This is a genomic window from Fulvivirga ligni, from assembly GCF_021389935.1.
GTDB lineage: Bacteria > Bacteroidota > Bacteroidia > Cytophagales > Cyclobacteriaceae > Fulvivirga > Fulvivirga ligni.
The window spans coordinates 4350522-4369908 of sequence record NZ_CP089979.1 but is presented as its reverse complement, the minus strand read 5'-3'; the positions used below and the strand labels follow the sequence as shown (position 1 = coordinate 4369908).

Sequence of the window (19387 nt, the reverse complement as noted above, 5' to 3'; positions counted from 1 at the left end):
TATTAAATTAGGTTAACATACGTGAACATTCTCTGGTTTTGTTGTTAACCTTATAACTTTAAAACCAATATAACCTAAATAAGCCAATTATTATTTGGCAGTTCAAAACTCTATGGCGAGAACAATAATTGTATCTAACAGACTTCCGGTTAAAGTTCAACGAGATGACAATGGCGATCTACAATACAAACCCAGTGAAGGTGGTTTAGCTACCGGACTTGGCTCCATTTATAAAAAGGGAGACAACGTATGGGTAGGTTGGCCTGGTCTTTATTTCAACGATAAGAATAAAGAATCTAAGAAGGAGGTTACTGAAAGGCTTTCCTCTGAGAACATGGAGCCGGTATATTTGTCCGAATCTGAAATTAAACTTTTTTATGAGGGATTCAGCAATGAAACCTTATGGCCTACTTTTCACTATTTTAACCAATATGCACTATATAAAAGATCATATTATGAGGCTTACAAGAAGGTTAATCAGAAGTTTTGCGATGCCGTTTTAGAGTTAGCTAACCCTGATGATACTATCTGGATTCATGACTACCAGCTCATGCTAGTACCAGACATGATCAGAGAAAAGCTGCCTGATGCCAGTATTGGTTTCTTCCTACACATTCCTTTTCCTTCATTTGAGGTATTTCGTTTATTACCATGGAGAAGAGAGTTGCTAGATGGAGTTTTAGGTTCTGACCTGGTAGGTTTCCATACTTACGATGATATGCGTCACTTTTTAAGTGCTGTTAGTCGTATCTGCTATATAGGAAATCAGCAAGGCCAAATTACGAAAGATAGAAGAACCATAGTTATTGATTCCTTCCCGATAGGAATTGACTATGATAAATACGCCAATTCTTCTTCAGCGCCATCAACCTTAAGTAAAGAGGTGCGCTTTAGAACTTCTATAGGAGATCAGAAATTGATGCTTTCTATAGACAGGCTAGATTATTCAAAGGGTATTCCGGCGCGACTTGAAATCTTTGACATTTTCTTAAGTAAATATCCTGAGTATCAGGGTAAAGTATCTTTGATCATGGTGGTGGTGCCATCCAGAGATAATGTGGAGAAGTATAAGGATTTGAAAGAGGAAGTGGACCTTTTAGTAGGAAGAATAAACGGTAAGTACGGTTCTATGAACTGGACTCCGATTCATTACTTCTACCGGTCATTCCCATTAGAAGATTTATCTGCTTTTTACAGAATGGCAGATGTGGCCCTGGTTACGCCAATGCGTGATGGTATGAACCTGGTATGTAAGGAGTATGTGGCCAGTAAACTAGATAAACGCGGAGTACTTATTTTAAGTGAAATGGCCGGAGCCTCAAAAGAGCTTTCGGAAGCTTTAATAGTAAACCCTAACGATAAACATCAAGTAGTAGATGCCATTTATAAAGCTTTAAAAATGCCTGTAGACGAACAGGAAAAGCACATGGCATTCATGCAGAAAACAATTAAAAAATTCAATATCCACCACTGGGTAAAACTCTTTTTAGACAGACTGGATAACGTAAAAGAGAGACAAAAAACTATGGGAACAAAGGTGATGGATACTAAGATGAGAGATGATATAATCACGGACTTCAAGACTAGCGATAAGCGCTTGTTGTTCCTGGATTATGATGGTACATTGGTTCCATTTAATAGTGATCCTCAAGAAGCAAAACCAGATAAGGAGCTTATAGATATATTGCATAAGCTTACCTCTTTAGATAACACTAATGTGGTGATTATCAGTGGTAGAGATAAAAATACTTTACAAAATTGGCTCGGTGATATCGATGTTGAGTTTGTAGGGGAACATGGTGTGTGGCTAAAAATGAGAGACGAGGATTGGAAAACTATTGATAACCTCGATAACTCTTGGAAAGATGAGATCAGGCCAATATTGGAGATGTATTCTGATAAAACGCCAAGATCATTCATCGAAGAGAAAGACTATTCTTTAGTATGGCACTACCGACAAGTGGAAACAGGTCTCGGAGAGTTAAGAGCCAGAGAGATTATAAGCCATTTAAAGTATCTTTCAAGCAATATGAATCTGGAAGTGCTTGAAGGAAATAAAGTAGTGGAGATCAAGAATTTAGAGGTAAATAAAGGTAAGGCTACCACCCGCTGGATAGGTTCTGGTAAAAAGAACAAATTTATACTGGCCGTGGGTGATGACTGGACTGATGAAGATACATTCAAAGCCATGCCTAAGGGTGCATGCACAGTGAAGGTAGGTGATCTGAAATCTGCTGCGAAATACAGCGTGAAAGATCATGAAGCTGTACGAGAACTATTAGGTATGATGGCTGATAGTTAGTAGAACTAAAACATAGATAAGTAAAAAGGTCAGAATCCGTGGGGTTCTGACCTTTTTTGTTACATCACCTTCAAACTTTATTATTCACCGCAAACCTTGTTGTAATCTTCAATCACTAAAAGTCGAACATCAGTTCTGTAAGCAGTTTTATTCAAAAATTTATTAAAACCAGAATCAGTCTCCTGGTCGGAATCACCTTTATATTCATTGTTTTTGTATCTCTCTACTACTTGAGGGCAACCTGAAAGTTCTTTCTCCACATTAAGAAGTTCAACCAACCTGATTTTTTCATCAGTTTGATACACTAAGTTGGGCTCTTTACATTCAATATATGATTGTTTCATGGCCGAAATTTCACCCATCGATAATGGTGCTGAGTAATGATAAAATAAGGATATCTTACCGTCAGAAATTTTTCTCATGAATATTTTTTTGGCGATCATCCCTGTTCCTACCGCTGACATATCAGAGTATTTTACGCTTTCGAAGACTAGGGAATCATCGGGACTTGTATAATAAACGTATCCTTCAATATCTTTCGCATTGTACTTTTCGAAATCTTTATTTTTTATTTTTTCCTTTTCATTAAATACATCTTTAGGGATGAAACTAATAGTATTTTGATAACTCCAGGGTGCATCGAACGTTTCTTCATCTAAATAAGTGGTTCCTTTTTTTCTTATAAAACCTTGTATGACTTCATTGTTTTTAACAATAGCACCGCGGACCACATTCTCCTCACTCATTTTTTCTTCTGATTGAGAATATCCTGAAAAAGTAAAGCAACAGAAGATAAAAAATAGAATAGTTTTTTTCATACTACATTAAGATTAAAAAGTTTTTGATATTATAAATGCGTAATACTTAATCTAGGTAAACATTTCTTAGTGAATTATTTAAAAAATATCAGAATAATATAAAAATATAAGGTCTTCCGAGAACTGGAGAATTATAGATATAGCCTGCCCCTAAGAACTTGAGATGAGCCTGATTTTCAATATTCTTTCAGTGCACGACTGAGCAGCAAGAGTTGTGATATTCAGATCAAAATCGCTCCAAATCAAAGTCATCTCGAGACCGAACATTTGGTACCCAACCGCACAAAACGAAATGACGTTAAGATAGAAGTGGCCTGTACAATATAGCCGTACCTCGTATAGTGCAATTTGCCTGTCCTCGAGCATGGTTGGATAGAAAGGAGTCACAAAGTATGGTACTTCCTTGTTTAGGAATGTCCGATTGGTAGTCTGTCGTGTACAATATTTCATCCTACAGGTCTTTGTTTATCTTTTAAAATATTTTAGTCATGAAAAAGATGAGAGCAAATGCTGCAGGCATAGATATAGGTGCCAAGCACATTTTTGTGTCCTTAGAAAACAAGGATGTTCGAGTTTTTGAGACCTTCACTGAAAGTTTTCGAGAGGCATCTTCCTATTTATTATCAGAGGGGATCGAGACAGTGGCTATGGAAGCTACAGGTGTTTACTGGATCATCCTTTATGAGATCCTTGAATCAGCAGGTTTAGATGTCTGGTTAGTAGATGGGCGCCAGACTAGACAAGTACCAGGTCGAAAGACTGATGTAAAGGACTGTCAATGGATTCAGCAACTCCATAGTCATGGTTTGTTGAATCGCTGTTTTGTTCCCGATGCTCAAGTAAAGGAAGTTCGTGCTTACCAGCGCTTGAGAGAAGATCATCTGAGAACAGCCTCTATGCATGTAAATCATATGCAAAAGTCACTAATTGAGATGAATATTCGACTCAAAGAGGTGCTCAGTCAGGTACATGGAGCCAGTGGTCTGGCAATCATAGAAGCTATCCTGTCAGGAGAACGTGATGCCCAAAAGCTCTTATCCCTGTGCCATAGCAGTATTAGAGAAAAAAAGGCATCTCAAGTCCTCAAGGCGCTTTCAGGCTATTATACCGAGGCTGGGTTGTTTGCTTTGGAACAGGCATTCAGCGGTTATAAATTTTATAAGCAACAAATACAGGCATGTGACCATAAACTAGAGGAAGTTATGAAACGGGTCAATAATTACGATTCAGATATGCAAAGCAAAAATGAAATAGAGTCTGTTAAAGACCGAAAACCAGTTAGGCATAATAAGCCTGATATTGACCACTTAGGAGGACACCTACTCAAAATTTTTTCAGGCAAAGATGCTACGTGTTTGCCGGGCATTACCGATTATACCTGGCTACAATTGTATTCGGAAATAGGTCTGGAACTTTATAATTGGCCAAGCGAGAAACATTTCACTTCATGGCTAGGGTTATCTCCAGGTCAACACCAGTCCGGCAAGAAAAACAAAACCAGAAACAGAAAGTACAGGCCGAAGGCTGGACAAATATTTAGGCAACTTGCCCACCCAAAGTTTAATTGAAAGCAAAAAGATAGCACTAGGTGCTTTTGGGCGCAGATTAAAAAGCAAAAGAGGTCCTGGAATAGCGACTAAAGCCACAGCACGAAAACTGGCAGTACTCTACTGGCGGCTTATGGTAAAAGGTCTTGACTACACAGAAAAAGGGATCAAAGCATATGAAGAAAAAATGCAGCTTCATAGAGAAAAGTGGCTAATAAAAACAGCTAAAGAATTAGGTTATGAGCTTGAACAAATACCTATTTAGTTTATTACGTCATTGGTACGTGAGGAGAGATCTATTTAGTGAGTACTACCGACCATTCTAATGCTTCTGATTTATAGATGTCTTACTAAAGTTGATATGACATTCAATGTTCAAGGCCCATCTCTGCTTCGAAATACAGCGTGAAAGATCATGAAGCTGTACGTGAACTATGAGGTATGATGGCTGATAGTTAGTAGAACTAAAAAATAGATAAATAAAAAAGGTCAGAGTCCGTGGGGTTCTGACCTTTTTTATTGCCTCAGGATAAGAATAAATTAAAAGAGAAAGAAGGCTGAGGTGCTTTTAAGGTTCATTAGTTCAGGTTCAATAATTTAGCGAGCTATTAAAAAAACAGACCTACTTTATGAGTGCGAAAATTCAAGTTTCACTAGAGGATTTAGAAAAAGTAAAAAGCCTGAATATACCTGAAGAGGTAGCAGTTAACATCGTTACTGACTATCTGGTGACAGTTAAGCATAATTCTCACATCCGCTTAATAATGGCTGTCATTTTTGTGGTCGTGATGTTATATAATATCTTCTTTGCAGGTAACTCCTATAGTATTTCCACTGCAAATACCATTATGATTACCTTATTCTGTATTGAAGGGGTTTTGGCGACCTTAATGATATATCAATTCGTATTATTTATGAAGGCTGTAAAGAAAATAAGGAAAGTGATTAAGAGATATTCTGCTCAGAGTGGATTAGAGTATAAACCCGCAAAGAAAGCTTATGCTAACTTGCTGAAGCAGGAGTATGGTGGGTTAGGTTTATGATATCAAGTGGCTGTCATCTTTAAAGTGACAGTTTCCTGCCTTTGTTGGTGTTTTCACCAACAAAACTGCGAACTGATCCCTTGGCCTTCATTGATGTCTTCATTTTCGACACTACTTTCCCTAATCCTCGTTTTCAACGAGGATTTGTAGAGAATGGCATTTGTAATGCCAGTTAGTCAATAAGATTAGCCAAAGCAACTTCGTCTTCGTAGGTGTCTCCACCTACGAAACTTCATACCTGCGACTAATCCTTTCAGCTTTTCATGGCCAAGGTTCCTTTACTTTTTTGCAATCGACCAAAGAAGTAACAAAAAAGTCTTTCTTGCTGCAAGGTCTTCCGAGAGCTGGAGTGTTTCCATAGATAAGGTCTGCCAATAAGCACTTGAGATGAGCCTGTTTTTCAATATTCTTTTACTGCACGACTGAGCAGCAAGAGTTGTATCACAAACAGAGTCACCCTGAGCCCCGTCGAAGGGTAGACGATCAGAATTGCTAACTATGTTTAGAGTGCAGGCAACCTGAAGTGCAAATACGCCTCACTACCATCCTATATGACCAATAGGTTACCTTCGCCTTCGTAGGTGTCTCCACCTACGAAACTTCGTACCTGCGACTAATCCTTTCAGCTTTCATAGCTGAGGTTCCTTTACTTTTTTGCAATCGACCAAAAAAGTAACAAAAAAGTCTTTCTTGCTGCAAGGTCTTCCGAGAGCTGGAGTATTCATGGATCGTAACTGCCACTAGGGACTTGAGATAAGCTTGTTTTTCAATATACTTAAATCTCACGACTGAGCAGCAAGATTTGCATCACAAACAGAGTCACCCTGAGGCCGAGACTTATGGTGGGGAAGGTTTTTATAAAATAAAAGAGGCTGTCTCTTAAAAGATGACAGCCTCAATTTTATATGATTACCGACTTAGCCTTTTACAAGAAGTTAGGCATATCCAGTTTTCTACTTATTCTGTAAGCCGCATTTACTAAACCTACGTGGCTGTATGCCTGAGGGAAGTTACCCCACTGGCTGCCATTTTTAGCGTCCACATCTTCACTAAGAAGTCCCAGGTGGTTGCTGTATTTCAATAGGTTTTCAAAAGTTTCAATGGCTTCATCTATTCTTCCTACGCAGGTAAGTGCTTCCACATACCAGAAAGCGCAGATCAAGAAAGTAGTTTCAGGCTCACCAAAATCATCTGCATGCTTATATCTGTAGAATAGACCTTCTTGAGATTTCAGGTCTTTTTCAAGCTCTTTTAAATGCTGCTTGCATGCCTCAGGATCATCCTGTAAATAACCCATCATGATCATCTGCAAGTTACTGGCATCCAGGTTTTTGCTTCCAATCGCCTGGGTATAGACACCACGATCAGGATCATAGCAGGCATTGATTTTTTCAGCCGAAAGCTTCACTATCTTATCTGCCAATGTTTTGATCTTACCATTGTCAAACTTATGAGCAATTTTCTTCGCAGCCATGGCTCCAGCCCAGTGGAATAAATATGTGTAGCAGTGGTACTGGCTGAGCGTACGGAATTCCCAAAGACCAGCATCAGGCTCATCCATTAATTTCTCTATCTTTTGCAGGATATCATAAACCAGATTCAAAGAGTCTGAACGCTCCAGGTTAATGAATCGTCTGTCTACATACAATGGCATAAGAGAGGCAAGGATCTGACCATACACATCATTCTGGATGTGAGTATAGGCCTGGTTTCCAACTCTTACTGGGGTGTTACCCTTGTATCCTTTTAAGTCGAGAATGTTCTCAGTAAGCTCACCTTCGCCTGTAATGCTATAAAGCGGTTGGAAACGGTTTCTTGACTTCACCGATATATTAACGATGTAGTTGAAATACCTCTCTAATTCTTCAAAGTGGCCAATGTTATTAAAGGCTGTTAGCGTGTAGTAAGCATCTCGCATCCAGCAGTATCGGTAATCCCAGTTTCTACCACTACCAGGAGATTCTGGTAAGCTGGTTGTTCCTGCGGCTATAATGGCACCTGTATCTTCGTATTGGTGAATCTTCAATGCCAAAGCAGATCTGTTGATCTCTGCCTGGTGGAAGTTGCTCACACTCATGTTTTTAACCCATCCTCTCCAGTATCTCTTGGTCTTATCAAGGAAAGACTCACAAGTGCTGGCCAGCGGAGCTTCTAAAGGTGCTCCCCAAGTAAGGGCAAGATATTTTACTTCGTTTAAAACAATAGGTCTTTCTTCTACAATGTAAGACAAAGAAAAGTCAGTGGTTAATCTCACTTCTTTTTCAAGACCTAAATACTCAATATGATTACTTGCTTCGTACTGAGAAGGCTTTAGCCTGCCATAGTCACCAGTAGGCATACACTTTACGCGTACTCTTGGTGAGTTTTCTAATGGCTCTACCTTTCTCAATAACATGATGGGCTTATAGTATCTGTCGAACTGCTGGAATCTTGGAGCAAAGTCTGTTACTCTATATCTACCCTGATCAGAAGTGATCTCTGTTACCAGGATATTTGTATTTTCCAGATAATACTGACGAGATTCTTTAATCTCACCTTCAGGCTGAATAGAGAATTCACCACCATTCTCATCATCTAGCATAGCTCCAAAAATGAAGCTGCTATCAAACCTGGGCCAGCACATCCACTCTATGTTCGTGTTTTTATGGACGTGAGCCTGATATGAACAGTTTCCTATAAGTCCGTAATCATATGTGTGTTTCGTCATGCTTTAATCGAAGATTTGTTGTGTAAATATTTAGAAACCAAGCTACTAGCACCCAAAATAGGAGCGCTCTGGTTCTGAAGCTGTGAAGGTAAAATCTTCACTTTGCCTTTATAAATAGGCATTAAATGAGCTTCCATATGGCGAATAGTAGGTTCAAATATTAAATCTCCGGCTAGTGATAAACCTCCGAAAAGGAATATGGCTTCAGGGTTAGTATGAGCCACCGTATCAGCTAGTTTAGAGCCTAATATTTTACCAGTGTATTCGTAGGCCGCTTTGGCCACTATGTCACCTCGGTTAGCTGATTCTGTAATCATTTTGGTAGACAGATCATCGAAGCTGATGCCTCTTAGCTCACTGTCATCCATGAAATCAGCTAATAATTTATATACTGTTCTTTTTATTCCTGTAGCAGATACGTAGGTTTCAAGACAACCTTTTCTGCCACATCCGCAATTTCTTCCGTCTGGTTTAATGGTTACGTGACCTAGCTCTGCCGCAAAACCATCATAACCATATACTAAATCGCCATTACAAACTATACCTGAGCCAAGGCCGGTACCTAATGTAATAACGATGAAATCTTTCATGTCTTTGGCGCCACCGTAAATCATTTCTCCCATGGCAGCAGCATTAGCGTCGTTAGTAACCATAACTGGCACCTGTAGCTGCTCTTTTACAGTCTCTACTAAGGGTACTATGCCTTTCCAGGGTAGGTTAGGGGCGTGCTCAATAGTACCGCGATATACGTTACCATTGGGGGCACCTATGCCCACGGCTAAAATCTTATGTTCTCCCTCAATCTTAGTCAAGCCTTCTTTAATGGCGTTGCTGAGTTGAACTACAAAATCATTAAAATTTTCGTGTTCCTGAGTGGGTATTTTGTTTTGGTATAAAACTACTCCGCTCTCAGACACTATTCCGTACTTAGTGCTAGTACCGCCTATGTCTATTCCGACAATAACTGCATTCATGATTTTTGGTAATGTTTATTTATGTGATAGGAGACGAGATCGTCTATAGGTTCTTTAATAATCTTTCCTACAGAAATTTTTTTAGAAGCTGCCACCTCTTTTAAAATATCCTGGAAGATATAAGATATAGCGCCGGTAAAATTGGTTTTCACCTTTCTGTGGTTGGAAAATGTAGTTACATAGAGGTCCATAAATTTAGAAAAGCCTTTGGTGAGCATTTCTACGAAGTAAGGGTCTTCTTTATGTGTTTCTATGAATTTCATAAATGACGCCAGGTACACATTAGCGTAAGGCTTCATATACACATTTTCTAAAATATCATTCTTGGTTAGCTGATAGGTTTCCTCAAAGCTTTTTTGTAGGTGAGGGGGTAGTGTTTTGTATAAATAGGCATTTAGAAGTTTCTTACCAAAATAAGAACCACCACCTTCGTCACCCAGGATATAGTCAAGGCAAGGTGTTTCCTGCCTCACTATGTCACCATCGAAATAACAGCTGTTAGATCCTGTACCTAAAATACAGGAAATAGAAGGAACGCCTTCGTAAGTAGCAAGTGCAGAAGCCACAATATCATGGTTTACATAATGATGGGCTCTGGGCATAGCCTGAGCGAGTGCTCTTTTTACTACTGCCTGTCTGCTTTTGCTGCCACATCCGGCGCTGTAAATGTATACTACTTCAATGTCTGAAGCTTGAGTAGAAACCAGCGGAATCGTTTGTATTGTCTCTGCAATCTCATTTTCATCATGGAAAAAAGGATTAATACCTGAGGTACTTACACTTTCTTTAAGGTTTCCATTCTCTATGATTTGCCAATCACATTTTGTTGAACCGCTGATTCCTATTAATATCATATAGCAAGAATTTTGGCAAGTTGTAGGGCTTCAGGATCTATTTCGTGCCTCTTATTATCAACCTGCTCAAAATCTACATACACTAGTTTGTTATCTTTTACACCTATCATAACATCTCTCTTACCGTTTAGAAGAGCTTCTACTGCACCCACACCCAGTCGGCCAGCTAGTACTCTATCAAAATAAGTAGGAGCACCACCTCTTTGTAAGTGGCCCAGGATTGTAACCTTGGTGTCATAGTAAGGAGCTTTCTCTTTTACTTTCTCAGCCACTTCCCATACGGTACCGGCTTGTCCTCCTTCTGCTACAACCACCAAACTAGACTTTTTGTTTTTATCAGCACCAGCATCTAGCTTTTCAAGTAGCTCATCTACTGTCATGCTGTCTTCTGGCATCATGATAGCCACGGCACCACCAGCAATACCACTGTTTAGCGCTATGTAGCCACTGTGCCTTCCCATTACTTCAATAAAGAAAAGTCTGTTATGAGATAGTGCAGTGTCTCTGATTTTATCTATGGCCTCTACAGCAGTGTTGGTAGCTGTATCATATCCGATGGTATAATCCATGCCTGGAAGGTCATTATCAATGGTTCCAGGTAAACAAATGGTAGGGATGTCAAATTCCTGACCGAATATATGTAAACCAGTGAAAGTACCGTTTCCACCAATGGCGATAACAGCATCAATATCTCTGGATTTTAAATTTTCATAAGCCTTTTTCCTGCCTTCCTTAGTTTTAAACTCTTCACTTCGGGCAGATTTTAAGATAGTACCACCTCTTTGAATGATATTGCTCACCGACCTGGCGTCTAGCTTTACAATGTCATTGTCGATCATACCTTCATAGCCACGGTATATACCGTAGATGTTTTTTTTGTAGTATACACATGCTCGTACTACAGCACGTATTCCGGCGTTCATCCCAGGGGCATCTCCTCCTGAGGTAAATACAGCGATGTTGTTAATTTCAGTACTCATGAAATATTTTTATATTAGACGGAACCAAAGTTAGTGTAATCGTAACACTTAGGCAATATAGAATTGACAATACAAAAATCAAATAATTTAAATCCTCATGTTTCAGTTGATTGTGTCATTTTTGGTTTCGATCAAAATGAATTACAGATACTATTGATCAAAAGAGGGACTACAAAGGCAGCATACGCACTTCCGGGCGATTTAATTAAAGATGATGAAAATCTTGATGAGTCGGCCAGCAGGACTTTATATGAGCTTACAGGGCTAAGAAATATTTTTCTTCATCAGCTTCAGGCTTTTGGAGATCCTAAGCGTTTGCAAGGCTATGAAAACGTAGAATGGCTGGAATCTATCAGAGAAAACCCAAAGGCAAGGGTAATTACGGTTGTTTATTATGCCATAGTAAAACCTAAAAAATTACATCCAAAAGCGGCTTCATTTGCCAGTGAGGTAAAATGGGTACCAGTGGTAGACTTGCCAGATCTTGCCTTTGACCACAATGAAATTATAGCTCAGGCACTGGTTCACCTGGCTAATAATTTAAAGAAGGAGCCTTTGCTGGCATTTGAAATGCTGCCAAAGAAATTTACTTTCAGAGAGCTACAACAGCTTTATGAAGAGGTGCTGGGCAAGAAAATGGATAAGAGAAATTTTAGAAAAAAAATTTTTAGCGGCAGAAGTTTTAATCCCTTTGGAAGAAAAAGAAGAAGGTGTTTCTCATAAGCCCGCCCGCTATTATCAATTTGATAGAAAACGAGTAAAAAAGAAAAGCTGGCTTTAACCCAGCTTGTCAGTTCCTTTTAATAGTAATTCTGCCGTAGCAGGGTTGGTGGCAATGGGAATATTGTGCACATCACATATTCTCATCAACATTTGCACATCTGGTTCATGCGGATGCTTATCTAGCGGGTCTCTAAAGAAGATAACCATATCAAGATCATGAGTAGCGGCCATGGCTGCTATCTGAGCATCGCCACCTATGGGGCCGGATAAAAATTTGGTTACATTAAGCCCGGCGTTGGCTACGTGCCCTCCGGTGGTGCCGGTAGCAAATAGCTCTACATTATTAAGTCGTTCCTTGTTTTTAAGTAAAAAAGCGACCATTTCCGGCTTTTTACCGTCATGGGCTATTATGGCAATTCTCATAGTCTCCAGATTTCTAATACGGAAACAAAAATATCATTTTAATTGAAAGTGAAGCGATTACAGATATAAAATCAATTGAAAAGTTTCACAAGTGCCGAGCGGCCTTCTAAAATTTCCACTTCTTTTATGGAGGTGTATTTGCTACCAGGAGCACGATCTACGCGAAACACAATTTTATATTTACCGGGCTGTAAGGCTAATGATATTTTAGGTTTGTCATGATCAAGATCATAGACCCATTGCTGTCTGCCATTCTCATCTAACTCATAAATACTTCCATAACCGGCTGCGTTGTTCACTATGTTCAGTATGCCTGGAGCAGGTAATGATAAAGAGGTGGTTTTACTTTGTGAGATCTCTACATTTCTAAACATTCTCCGAGGCGTGGTAAGTACTTCTACATCATAAGTGCCTACCAGATATTTCTGGGATTCATTCATATTGTGAATGTTCACAATGGAGCTCTTACCTTTTTCTGTTATGATGGCCCTGACTCCATGGCTATAAACCGAAGCGCCATCCTGATTGAGTTTTAAGCCGCCTTGAGGACATTTTACCTGGATGGTGTTGTGTTGGCCCGGGATTAGGTTAACGTTTCTTTTAATGGCAGGAGGAAGGGTATTTACCACTACGTCATAAGTAAGCACCGGGTCTAGTTCTACCGAGTCAGGTCTTCCTTGTGGATCCAGATAATGAACGAAGTCGAAGGCTGGTTCGTCAGTAAAGCTATTGATGAAGGATACGTTTACATTGGTTTCCTTAGGCTTTCCATTGATATCCAGAAGCTCCACACTGGCAGAGGCTTTTTCTAAGCTGGTGGTAATGGCCCGGTTAAGTGCAAACCTGAAGCTGTTCACATCTTTGGCATCATAGTATTCTCCGATGCACTTGAACTGCTTTTTGTATTCGGCCCCCATGCCAATGCCTATGATAAAAGGCTTAAGAAATATGCCCTTTTTCTGTAGCGCCAATGAGACAGCGCAGGGATCACCGTCACAAGACTCTATGCCATCGGTAATGATAATGATGATGTTTCTATAGCCTTGAGTGGTGGGGAAATCGTTGGCTGCTTGCTCCAGAGAATAGGCAATAGGCGTAGTTCCCTTCGGATCGATCATGTTTAACTTGCTCACTATTTGAGCATGATTATTTCTGGCAAAACCCACTTCTAATCTGGTGTCCTTACAGTTTTGGCTAGACCTGCGATAGAGATGGCCATAGGCTCTAAGGGCTAGCTCCAGCTTGGTGTTAGCTTTTAAAGAATCTACTAGTTCCGTGAGTAACTCTTTGGCGGCTGTAATGCGGTTTACATCACCCCAACCCGCCAGCATACTGCCGGAACCATCGAGCAAAAACAAAATCCTTGTTTTTTCAGGTAAAACCTGCTGCACTTCCTGTGCCTGGAGTTTATAGCCGGCAGTAATAATGAAGAAGAGCAGCATTAGTTTTTTCATAAATGATTTCTTGGGAATGAGATAACGTAAATGTAGTTAATTTATTGACCTCATTCAGACCAGCTGCCTAATTTGCCGGCATAGTAATCATTATATGCTTCTTGAATTTCTTCATTGGTATTCATTACAAAGGGCCCTCTGGCCACTACCGGCTCATTAAAAGGCTCTGCATGCCCAAACAGAACAATGCTTTCTTCTTCTGCTCTGATCTCTACTTTTTCATCATCCTGATTAAATTCCACTAATCTAAACTGAGGAACTGAGGTGCCATTTACATTTACTTTACCACTAATGATATAGCAGAAGATGTTGTTCTCCAGAGGAATATCTATGTTAAATAAACCTCCTGATTGAAATTCAATGGTGCTCAGAAATATATTATTCAAGGTTTTAAAAGCACCTTCCACACCCAAATATTCGCCAGCCGTGAGATTAACTTTCGTTTTTTCATCTTCACTCAAAATCAAAGGAATATCATCCTTCTGTAAGCCTTTATATTTTGGTGGTGTCATTTTGTGTTTTGCAGGTAGGTTTACCCAAAGCTGGAGGATCTCCAGGTCACCACCATCTTTCAGAAACTTTTCAGATGAAACCTCGGCATGAATTAATCCGCTGCCTGCTGTCATCCACTGTACTCCGCCGGCATTGATCACGCTTTCACCGCCGTTGGAATCCTTATGGGCAATGTCTCCCTGTATGATGAAAGTTACGGTTTCCATACCACGATGGGGGTGAGGTCCAAAGGGCAAGCCATGATTAATTTGAGGATATACCTGAGGGCCATGATGATTTAGAAATAGAAAGGGATCTATTTGCTGAATTGTGGCCGTTGGAATAGGAGAGACGGTTTTAAGGTCTCCAATAGGTCTTGATTCTGCTATATGTATAGTTTTAATTGATCTCATAATGATATTTTTTTCAAAGTTACCGCTTAGTGTTTAAACATTAAAATGAGCTGTTGGTTTCTTTATAAATTATCAAAAAAACATTTCATAAAAATCTGAGGTAACTATCTTTACGCACTAAAGAAGAATATCTATACGTCATGGCTCACAATAAAAAAGAAATATTATCTGGCTGGGGAAACATTCCTAACTCGGCTTGCGAAGTGGAATATCCTACTACAGCTCGGGAAATACAGCGAAAAGTAGCAGAAGCTGACGAAATACTTAGCAGGGGCAAAGGGCGTAGCTATGCGGATCAGGCTACCAATGATGGTCAGCGTATTCTAAAAATGGAGAAATTGAATCATTTTCTCGATTTCGATGAATCCAAAGGTATTCTTACTTGTGAGGCCGGCGTTACTCTTGAAGACATCATTTATTATTTCGTGCCTAGAGGTTGGTTTCCGCTTATTAACCCTGGAACTAAGTTTGTAACGCTGGGCGGAGCTATTGCCAATGATATTCATGGTAAAGCACACCACGTAGACGGGTCTTTCGTAAATAGTGTGGTTTACTTTACTATTCTTTTAGCTGATGGAACTATTCTGAAAGCCAGTAGAGCAGAGAATAGCGACTTATTTTGGGCTAATTTTGGTGGATTAGGTCTTTTAGGAACCATCCTTACCGTATCTCTTCAACTTAGAAAAATTGAAACCACTTATTTCACGCAAAAATCCATAGTAGCGAATAACCTGGCAGAAATGCTTGCGGCTATTGATGAAGCTGATGATAAATACAGCTATTCAGTAGCTTGGATTGATTCTTTAGCTCAGGGTAAAAACTTTGGTAAAGGTGTGCTCATAGTAGGTAATGAAGCCAAGCTAAGTGACCTAACCGGAAAAGAGAAAAAGGAGCCATTGAAACGAGGCGGAAAGTCTAAGATTACGGTACCTTTTTATATGCCATCTTTCTCATTGAATAAGTTTACAGTGAGTATTCTTAATAAGGTGCTCTATGTAAAACAAAAGGGCGGAACTGGTCTGGCGCATTACGATAGCTTCTTTTTTCCATTAGACATGATCAATGACTGGAACAGGGGCTATGGTAAAAACGGTTTTATTCAGTATCAGTTTGTGGTACCTGAAGAAGGAGGTAAGGAGAGCATTCACAAGATTCTTGATGCTATTACCAAGAGTGGTTGTGTCCCTTTTCTGAATGTACTTAAAAAGTTTGGAGCAGGGGAGAGCGGACATCTATCATTTCCTATGAAAGGATATACGTTCGCCATAGATTTTCCCATTACATCTAAGCTCAAAGACTTTACGAAGAAGCTGGATAAGATGGTGCTGGATGCCGGCGGAAGAATTTATTTAGGCAAAGATGCCTATTTAGATGAGGCCACGTTCAAGGCGATGTATCCGCAATACAAAGAATGGGTGGCGGTGAAGCAGAAGTATGATCCAAAAGGTGTATTCAAGTCAGATATTGCCAAGCGGATCGGCTTAGTATAAAAAATAAAGGCAGTAACGAGTTCGCTACTGCCTTCTTTGTTTTATAAAATCTGAGCAGTGTGATCTTTAGTCTTCACCTTCTCAATGATCTTTTCAATTTTACCATTTTCATCTATTAGAAAAGTAACACGGGCAGTACCCATGTATTTTCTGCCGTACATTTGCTTTTCAACCCAAGTGCCATATTTCTCATGAATTTGCTTCTCGGTATCAGCTAGTAATGTGAACGGCAACTCTTGCTTTTCTATAAATTTAAGGTGAGATTTTTCAGTGTCGGTACTTACGCCAAGTACTTCATATCCAGACTTTTGCAGGTCAGAATAATTGTCTCTTAAGTTACAAGCCTCAGCAGTACAGCCAGGCGTGTTATCTTTAGGGTAAAAGTAAAGCACTACTTTTTTGCCTTTATAATCTGAAAGTTTTACAGTCTTTCCGTTTTGATCGTTTACTTCAAAATCAGGTGCCTGATCGCCTTCTTGTAATTTCATTTCCATAGTGTTTATTTTCAATGATTGTTATGAGTTATCTGGAACTTAAAGCTCCAGATTGATCATAATTAATAAATTGTGGTTTTGTATTCTTCGATGTTTCCTGCATTATCAACCAGCTGAAGTTTTACTTCGCCCTTGAAAGAAACCTTGGGATCTAGCTTTTCAGACCAAATGGTGCTGATCTTGTAATCGTAATTCATAAGTACCCATTGGCCATCCACCCAACAGTTAAATTCTTTAATGCCTGATCTGTTATCGTAGATCTTAAACTTCAGATCATTTTTATTCACCACCACCGGTCTTATCACTGGTGAGGTAGTGTCCTTCAAAATGGTGAACTTGCCGAAATCGCGGGTGGTAAATGATATTTTGTCATGATTCCAGGTGCCACCTCTGTGATATTCTGCACCTCGTTCATTGATGAAATAGACACCATATTTCTCTGCATCCTTGTAGGGTATTTGAGTTTTTAACGTCACGCCTAAATAGCTTCTCAAAGGCACATCAGGATCGCCAATGTAAAAGAATTCCTGATCTTTTATGCTATCATACTGGTAATCAGTTTGTAAGTATAATGTGTCAAAAAGATCACCTTGAGTAAAAGAAATGTCCAGCTTGTCACTATAGTATTTATAAGAACCTACCGGAATCATATCCTTATAGTTCACTACCTCATTCTTGCCGTTGTAATCTACAGAGTGAGGGAGTCCTTTTCTTAAATCCCATAGATAAACGCCAGTGCTGCCGTTAATGACATAATCAGGTGTGAGTTGCTGCTGTTCCGGAGTATAAACATTTACTCCTTTAAGCGGGCTATTGTTTCCAATGTCACTTTTAATGATTAAAGTATTGTCTACGAAGTCAATGCCACTTTTTTCATGGCCATATACCGTGATGTTACTCGCTGGTGTAGGCACGCTCTTTAGTGAGAACTCTACATAGCTTACATTGCCATAGCTGTCAGTCATGGTGATTTTAACAGGGTGCTCAGAAAGTGTTTTAAATGATAAACGGCCTTTGTCTTTTGCTGTAGAATAAAACTCTAGCTGGTTGCCATCATCTACATACATCTTATGGTATCTTTCACCAGTTTCTCTGAGGCCCTGATAGTCCATATGCTTCAGGATATTACGCTGATCTCCAAACGAAAAAGTAGTGATGTCTTGCTTAAAGGTCTGATTATTATCTACATCCATTACAATGGTGTTAATGCCGCACCTAAACCTGGCATTGTTTAGCTTATCAAAAGCATAAAGTTCTACACCTACCTGGCCTGTTACCTCAATAGGTTTATCAAGCACATAATTATTGCCTACTCTCCTTACCGGAAATACAAACCTTCCAAACTGTCCGTTTACTCTTGCATCTTTATTGAGAGTTTTAATGGCTATTTTGCTGGCAACAGGAGGAATTTGATCCACTATTTCAGCAAAGCCATAGTGCAGTGGATTCAATGGTTTATTGTTTTTGTCTCTAATGTCAAAATGTAGGTGAGGACCGCCTGAACCACCACTATTGCCTGAATACGCGATAGTATCACCCTTCTGAACGCTAAACTGACCTTTCCTGAAGAATAGATTCACATCCATTTCCTGTTTACGATACTGCTCCTTTCGAACATAATCCGCCAGCTCTCCGGTAATTTGCTCTAAGTGGGCATATACTGTAGTATGTCCATTGGGGTGAGTGATATATATAGCATTACCATAACCGTAGGGAGAAATGGCCACTCTGGAGACGTAGCCCTCTGCAGCAGCTTGCACCATCAGGCCAGTACGGCTTTCAGTTCTTACATCTATGCCGGTATGAAAGTGGTTGGATCGGAGTTCTCCCATTGTGCCGGCCAGTGTGTTCTGGTTTCCCGGCTTAATAGGGAAAAGATAATAACCTTCTTTGGCCGGGCTATAAAAGTCATGCCCTTCTGCTAGTTGAGCATAGGTAGATGCCTGGTAGCTGAATACTAATAATAAACTGAATAAAAATGTCTTACTTAATCTCAAAATCCAATAATTTCTCATCCTCAATATATGCTGCTATTTTATCTCCAATCTGAACACTGCCAACACCTTTAGGAGTTCCTGTAAATATTAGGTCGCCCTTCTTTAATGTAATAAAGCGTGAAACATAAGCAATGATATAGTCAAAACTAAATAGCATTAAGCTGGTATTTCCTTCTTGTCTTACCTCGTCATTAAGCCTTAAACCAAAGTTTATATCACCTAGATTTTTGAACTCACTCACGGGTTTAAAATCTGATATAGGTGCAGAGCCATTGAAACCTTTGGCCAGTGCCCATGGTAAACTTTTTTCTTTAGCCTTCTGCTGTAAATCTCTGGCAGTAAAATCAACCCCGATACCTATCTCATCATAATACTTACTGGCAAATTTCTCCTGAATGTTTTTGCCCTCTTTGCTTATCTTCAGCACTAACTCCACCTCATAATGTATGTCCTTGCTAAACTCAGGGTAGTAGAAAGGTGCATTATCCTTAAGAATGGCAGTATCTGGCTTTGTAAATATTACGGGTTCATCTGGTCGCTCATTGTTCAACTCCTCAATATGCTCTACGTAATTACGACCAACGGCTATTATCTTCATTTAAAACTATTTATGTATGCTTTGGTTATAATAAAATAACTTTATGTTGACTTTTGTTTCTATTAAAAACGCTTTTCA

17 protein-coding genes are annotated in these 19387 nt (G+C 39.5%); 6 read left to right on the top strand and 11 right to left on the bottom strand.

Annotated elements, in window-relative coordinates:
- Positions 1-112: 112 nt before the first annotated feature.
- On the top strand, positions 113-2302 hold the full coding sequence (locus LVD16_RS18325; RefSeq protein ID WP_233769733.1) for a bifunctional alpha,alpha-trehalose-phosphate synthase (UDP-forming)/trehalose-phosphatase: 2190 nt from the start codon (positions 113-115) through the stop codon (positions 2300-2302).
- Positions 2303-2382: 80 nt separating this feature from the next.
- On the opposite strand, the gene LVD16_RS18320 is transcribed toward LVD16_RS18325, so the two are convergent.
- The gene (locus LVD16_RS18320) at positions 2383-3120 is read right to left on the bottom strand and encodes a hypothetical protein (protein ID WP_233769732.1); all 738 of its coding nucleotides are present in this window, start codon (positions 3118-3120) and stop codon (positions 2383-2385) included.
- Between the two features lie 488 nt (positions 3121-3608).
- Here LVD16_RS18320 and LVD16_RS18315 point away from each other — a divergent pair, with 488 nt between their 5' ends.
- The 3 genes from LVD16_RS18315 (at position 3609) to LVD16_RS18305 (ending at position 5710) form a co-directional block, all read left to right on the top strand.
- A complete protein-coding gene (locus LVD16_RS18315) occupies positions 3609-4688 on the top strand; it encodes an IS110 family RNA-guided transposase (RefSeq protein WP_233769731.1) in 1080 nt (359 codons plus the stop codon).
- Positions 4666-4932, top strand: a complete 267-nt coding sequence (locus tag LVD16_RS18310) for a hypothetical protein (protein WP_233769533.1) — start codon at positions 4666-4668, stop codon at positions 4930-4932. The genes LVD16_RS18315 and LVD16_RS18310 overlap by 23 nt, the downstream gene beginning before the upstream one ends.
- Before the next feature lie 364 nt (positions 4933-5296).
- Positions 5297-5710 (top strand): hypothetical protein, encoded by a 414-nt coding sequence (locus LVD16_RS18305; RefSeq protein ID WP_233769730.1) that lies wholly within the window; start codon positions 5297-5299, stop codon positions 5708-5710.
- A gap of 925 nt (positions 5711-6635) precedes the next feature.
- Here LVD16_RS18305 and LVD16_RS18300 read toward each other — a convergent pair.
- The 4 genes from LVD16_RS18300 to pfkA are packed head-to-tail and all read right to left on the bottom strand — an operon-like array spanning position 6636 to position 11225.
- The gene (locus LVD16_RS18300) at positions 6636-8417 is read right to left on the bottom strand and encodes a glycoside hydrolase family 15 protein (RefSeq protein ID WP_233769729.1); all 1782 of its coding nucleotides are present in this window, start codon (positions 8415-8417) and stop codon (positions 6636-6638) included.
- A complete protein-coding gene (locus LVD16_RS18295) occupies positions 8414-9391 on the bottom strand; it encodes an ROK family protein (RefSeq protein ID WP_233769728.1) in 978 nt (325 codons plus the stop codon). Before LVD16_RS18295 ends, LVD16_RS18300 begins: the two co-directional genes overlap by 4 nt.
- Positions 9388-10245, bottom strand: coding sequence for a hypothetical protein (locus LVD16_RS18290; protein WP_233769727.1), 858 nt, complete (start codon positions 10243-10245; stop codon positions 9388-9390). Before LVD16_RS18290 ends, LVD16_RS18295 begins: the two co-directional genes overlap by 4 nt.
- Positions 10242-11225 (bottom strand): 6-phosphofructokinase, encoded by a 984-nt coding sequence (pfkA, locus tag LVD16_RS18285; RefSeq protein WP_233769726.1) that lies wholly within the window; start codon positions 11223-11225, stop codon positions 10242-10244. The genes LVD16_RS18290 and pfkA overlap by 4 nt, the downstream gene beginning before the upstream one ends.
- A 63-nt stretch (positions 11226-11288) precedes the next feature.
- Between pfkA and LVD16_RS18280 the strand changes: the two genes are divergently transcribed.
- On the top strand, positions 11289-11948 hold the full coding sequence (locus LVD16_RS18280) for an NUDIX hydrolase (RefSeq protein ID WP_233769725.1): 660 nt from the start codon (positions 11289-11291) through the stop codon (positions 11946-11948).
- 54 nt (positions 11949-12002) lie between these two features.
- Here the strand turns inward: LVD16_RS18280 and LVD16_RS18275 are convergent, their stop codons facing one another.
- The 3 genes from LVD16_RS18275 to LVD16_RS18265 all read right to left on the bottom strand — a co-directional run bounded on the left by LVD16_RS18275 (position 12003) and on the right by LVD16_RS18265 (position 14730).
- Positions 12003-12371 carry a methylglyoxal synthase gene (locus tag LVD16_RS18275; RefSeq protein WP_233769724.1) on the bottom strand — a complete coding sequence of 123 codons (369 nt, stop codon included), beginning with the start codon at positions 12369-12371 and terminating at the stop codon, positions 12003-12005.
- A gap of 71 nt (positions 12372-12442) precedes the next feature.
- Entirely contained in the window at positions 12443-13825 is a 1383-nt protein-coding gene (locus LVD16_RS18270; protein ID WP_233769723.1) for a vWA domain-containing protein, read from the bottom strand.
- 50 nt (positions 13826-13875) lie between these two features.
- The gene (locus LVD16_RS18265) at positions 13876-14730 is read right to left on the bottom strand and encodes a pirin family protein (protein WP_233769722.1); all 855 of its coding nucleotides are present in this window, start codon (positions 14728-14730) and stop codon (positions 13876-13878) included.
- Positions 14731-14870: 140 nt separating this feature from the next.
- On the opposite strand from LVD16_RS18265, the gene LVD16_RS18260 reads away from it, so the two are divergent.
- Positions 14871-16220 (top strand): FAD-binding oxidoreductase, encoded by a 1350-nt coding sequence (locus LVD16_RS18260; RefSeq protein ID WP_233769721.1) that lies wholly within the window; start codon positions 14871-14873, stop codon positions 16218-16220.
- Between the two features lie 41 nt (positions 16221-16261).
- Here LVD16_RS18260 and bcp read toward each other — a convergent pair whose 3' ends face one another.
- The 3 genes from bcp to LVD16_RS18245 all read right to left on the bottom strand — a co-directional run bounded on the left by bcp (position 16262) and on the right by LVD16_RS18245 (position 19309).
- A complete protein-coding gene (gene bcp, locus LVD16_RS18255) occupies positions 16262-16708 on the bottom strand; it encodes a thioredoxin-dependent thiol peroxidase (RefSeq protein ID WP_233769720.1) in 447 nt (148 codons plus the stop codon).
- Between the two features lie 68 nt (positions 16709-16776).
- A complete protein-coding gene (locus LVD16_RS18250) occupies positions 16777-18711 on the bottom strand; it encodes a M23 family metallopeptidase (RefSeq protein WP_233769719.1) in 1935 nt (644 codons plus the stop codon).
- Positions 18698-19309, bottom strand: coding sequence for a fumarylacetoacetate hydrolase family protein (locus LVD16_RS18245; RefSeq protein WP_233769718.1), 612 nt, complete (start codon positions 19307-19309; stop codon positions 18698-18700). The genes LVD16_RS18250 and LVD16_RS18245 overlap by 14 nt, the downstream gene beginning before the upstream one ends.
- Between the last annotated feature and the right edge of the window lie 78 nt (positions 19310-19387).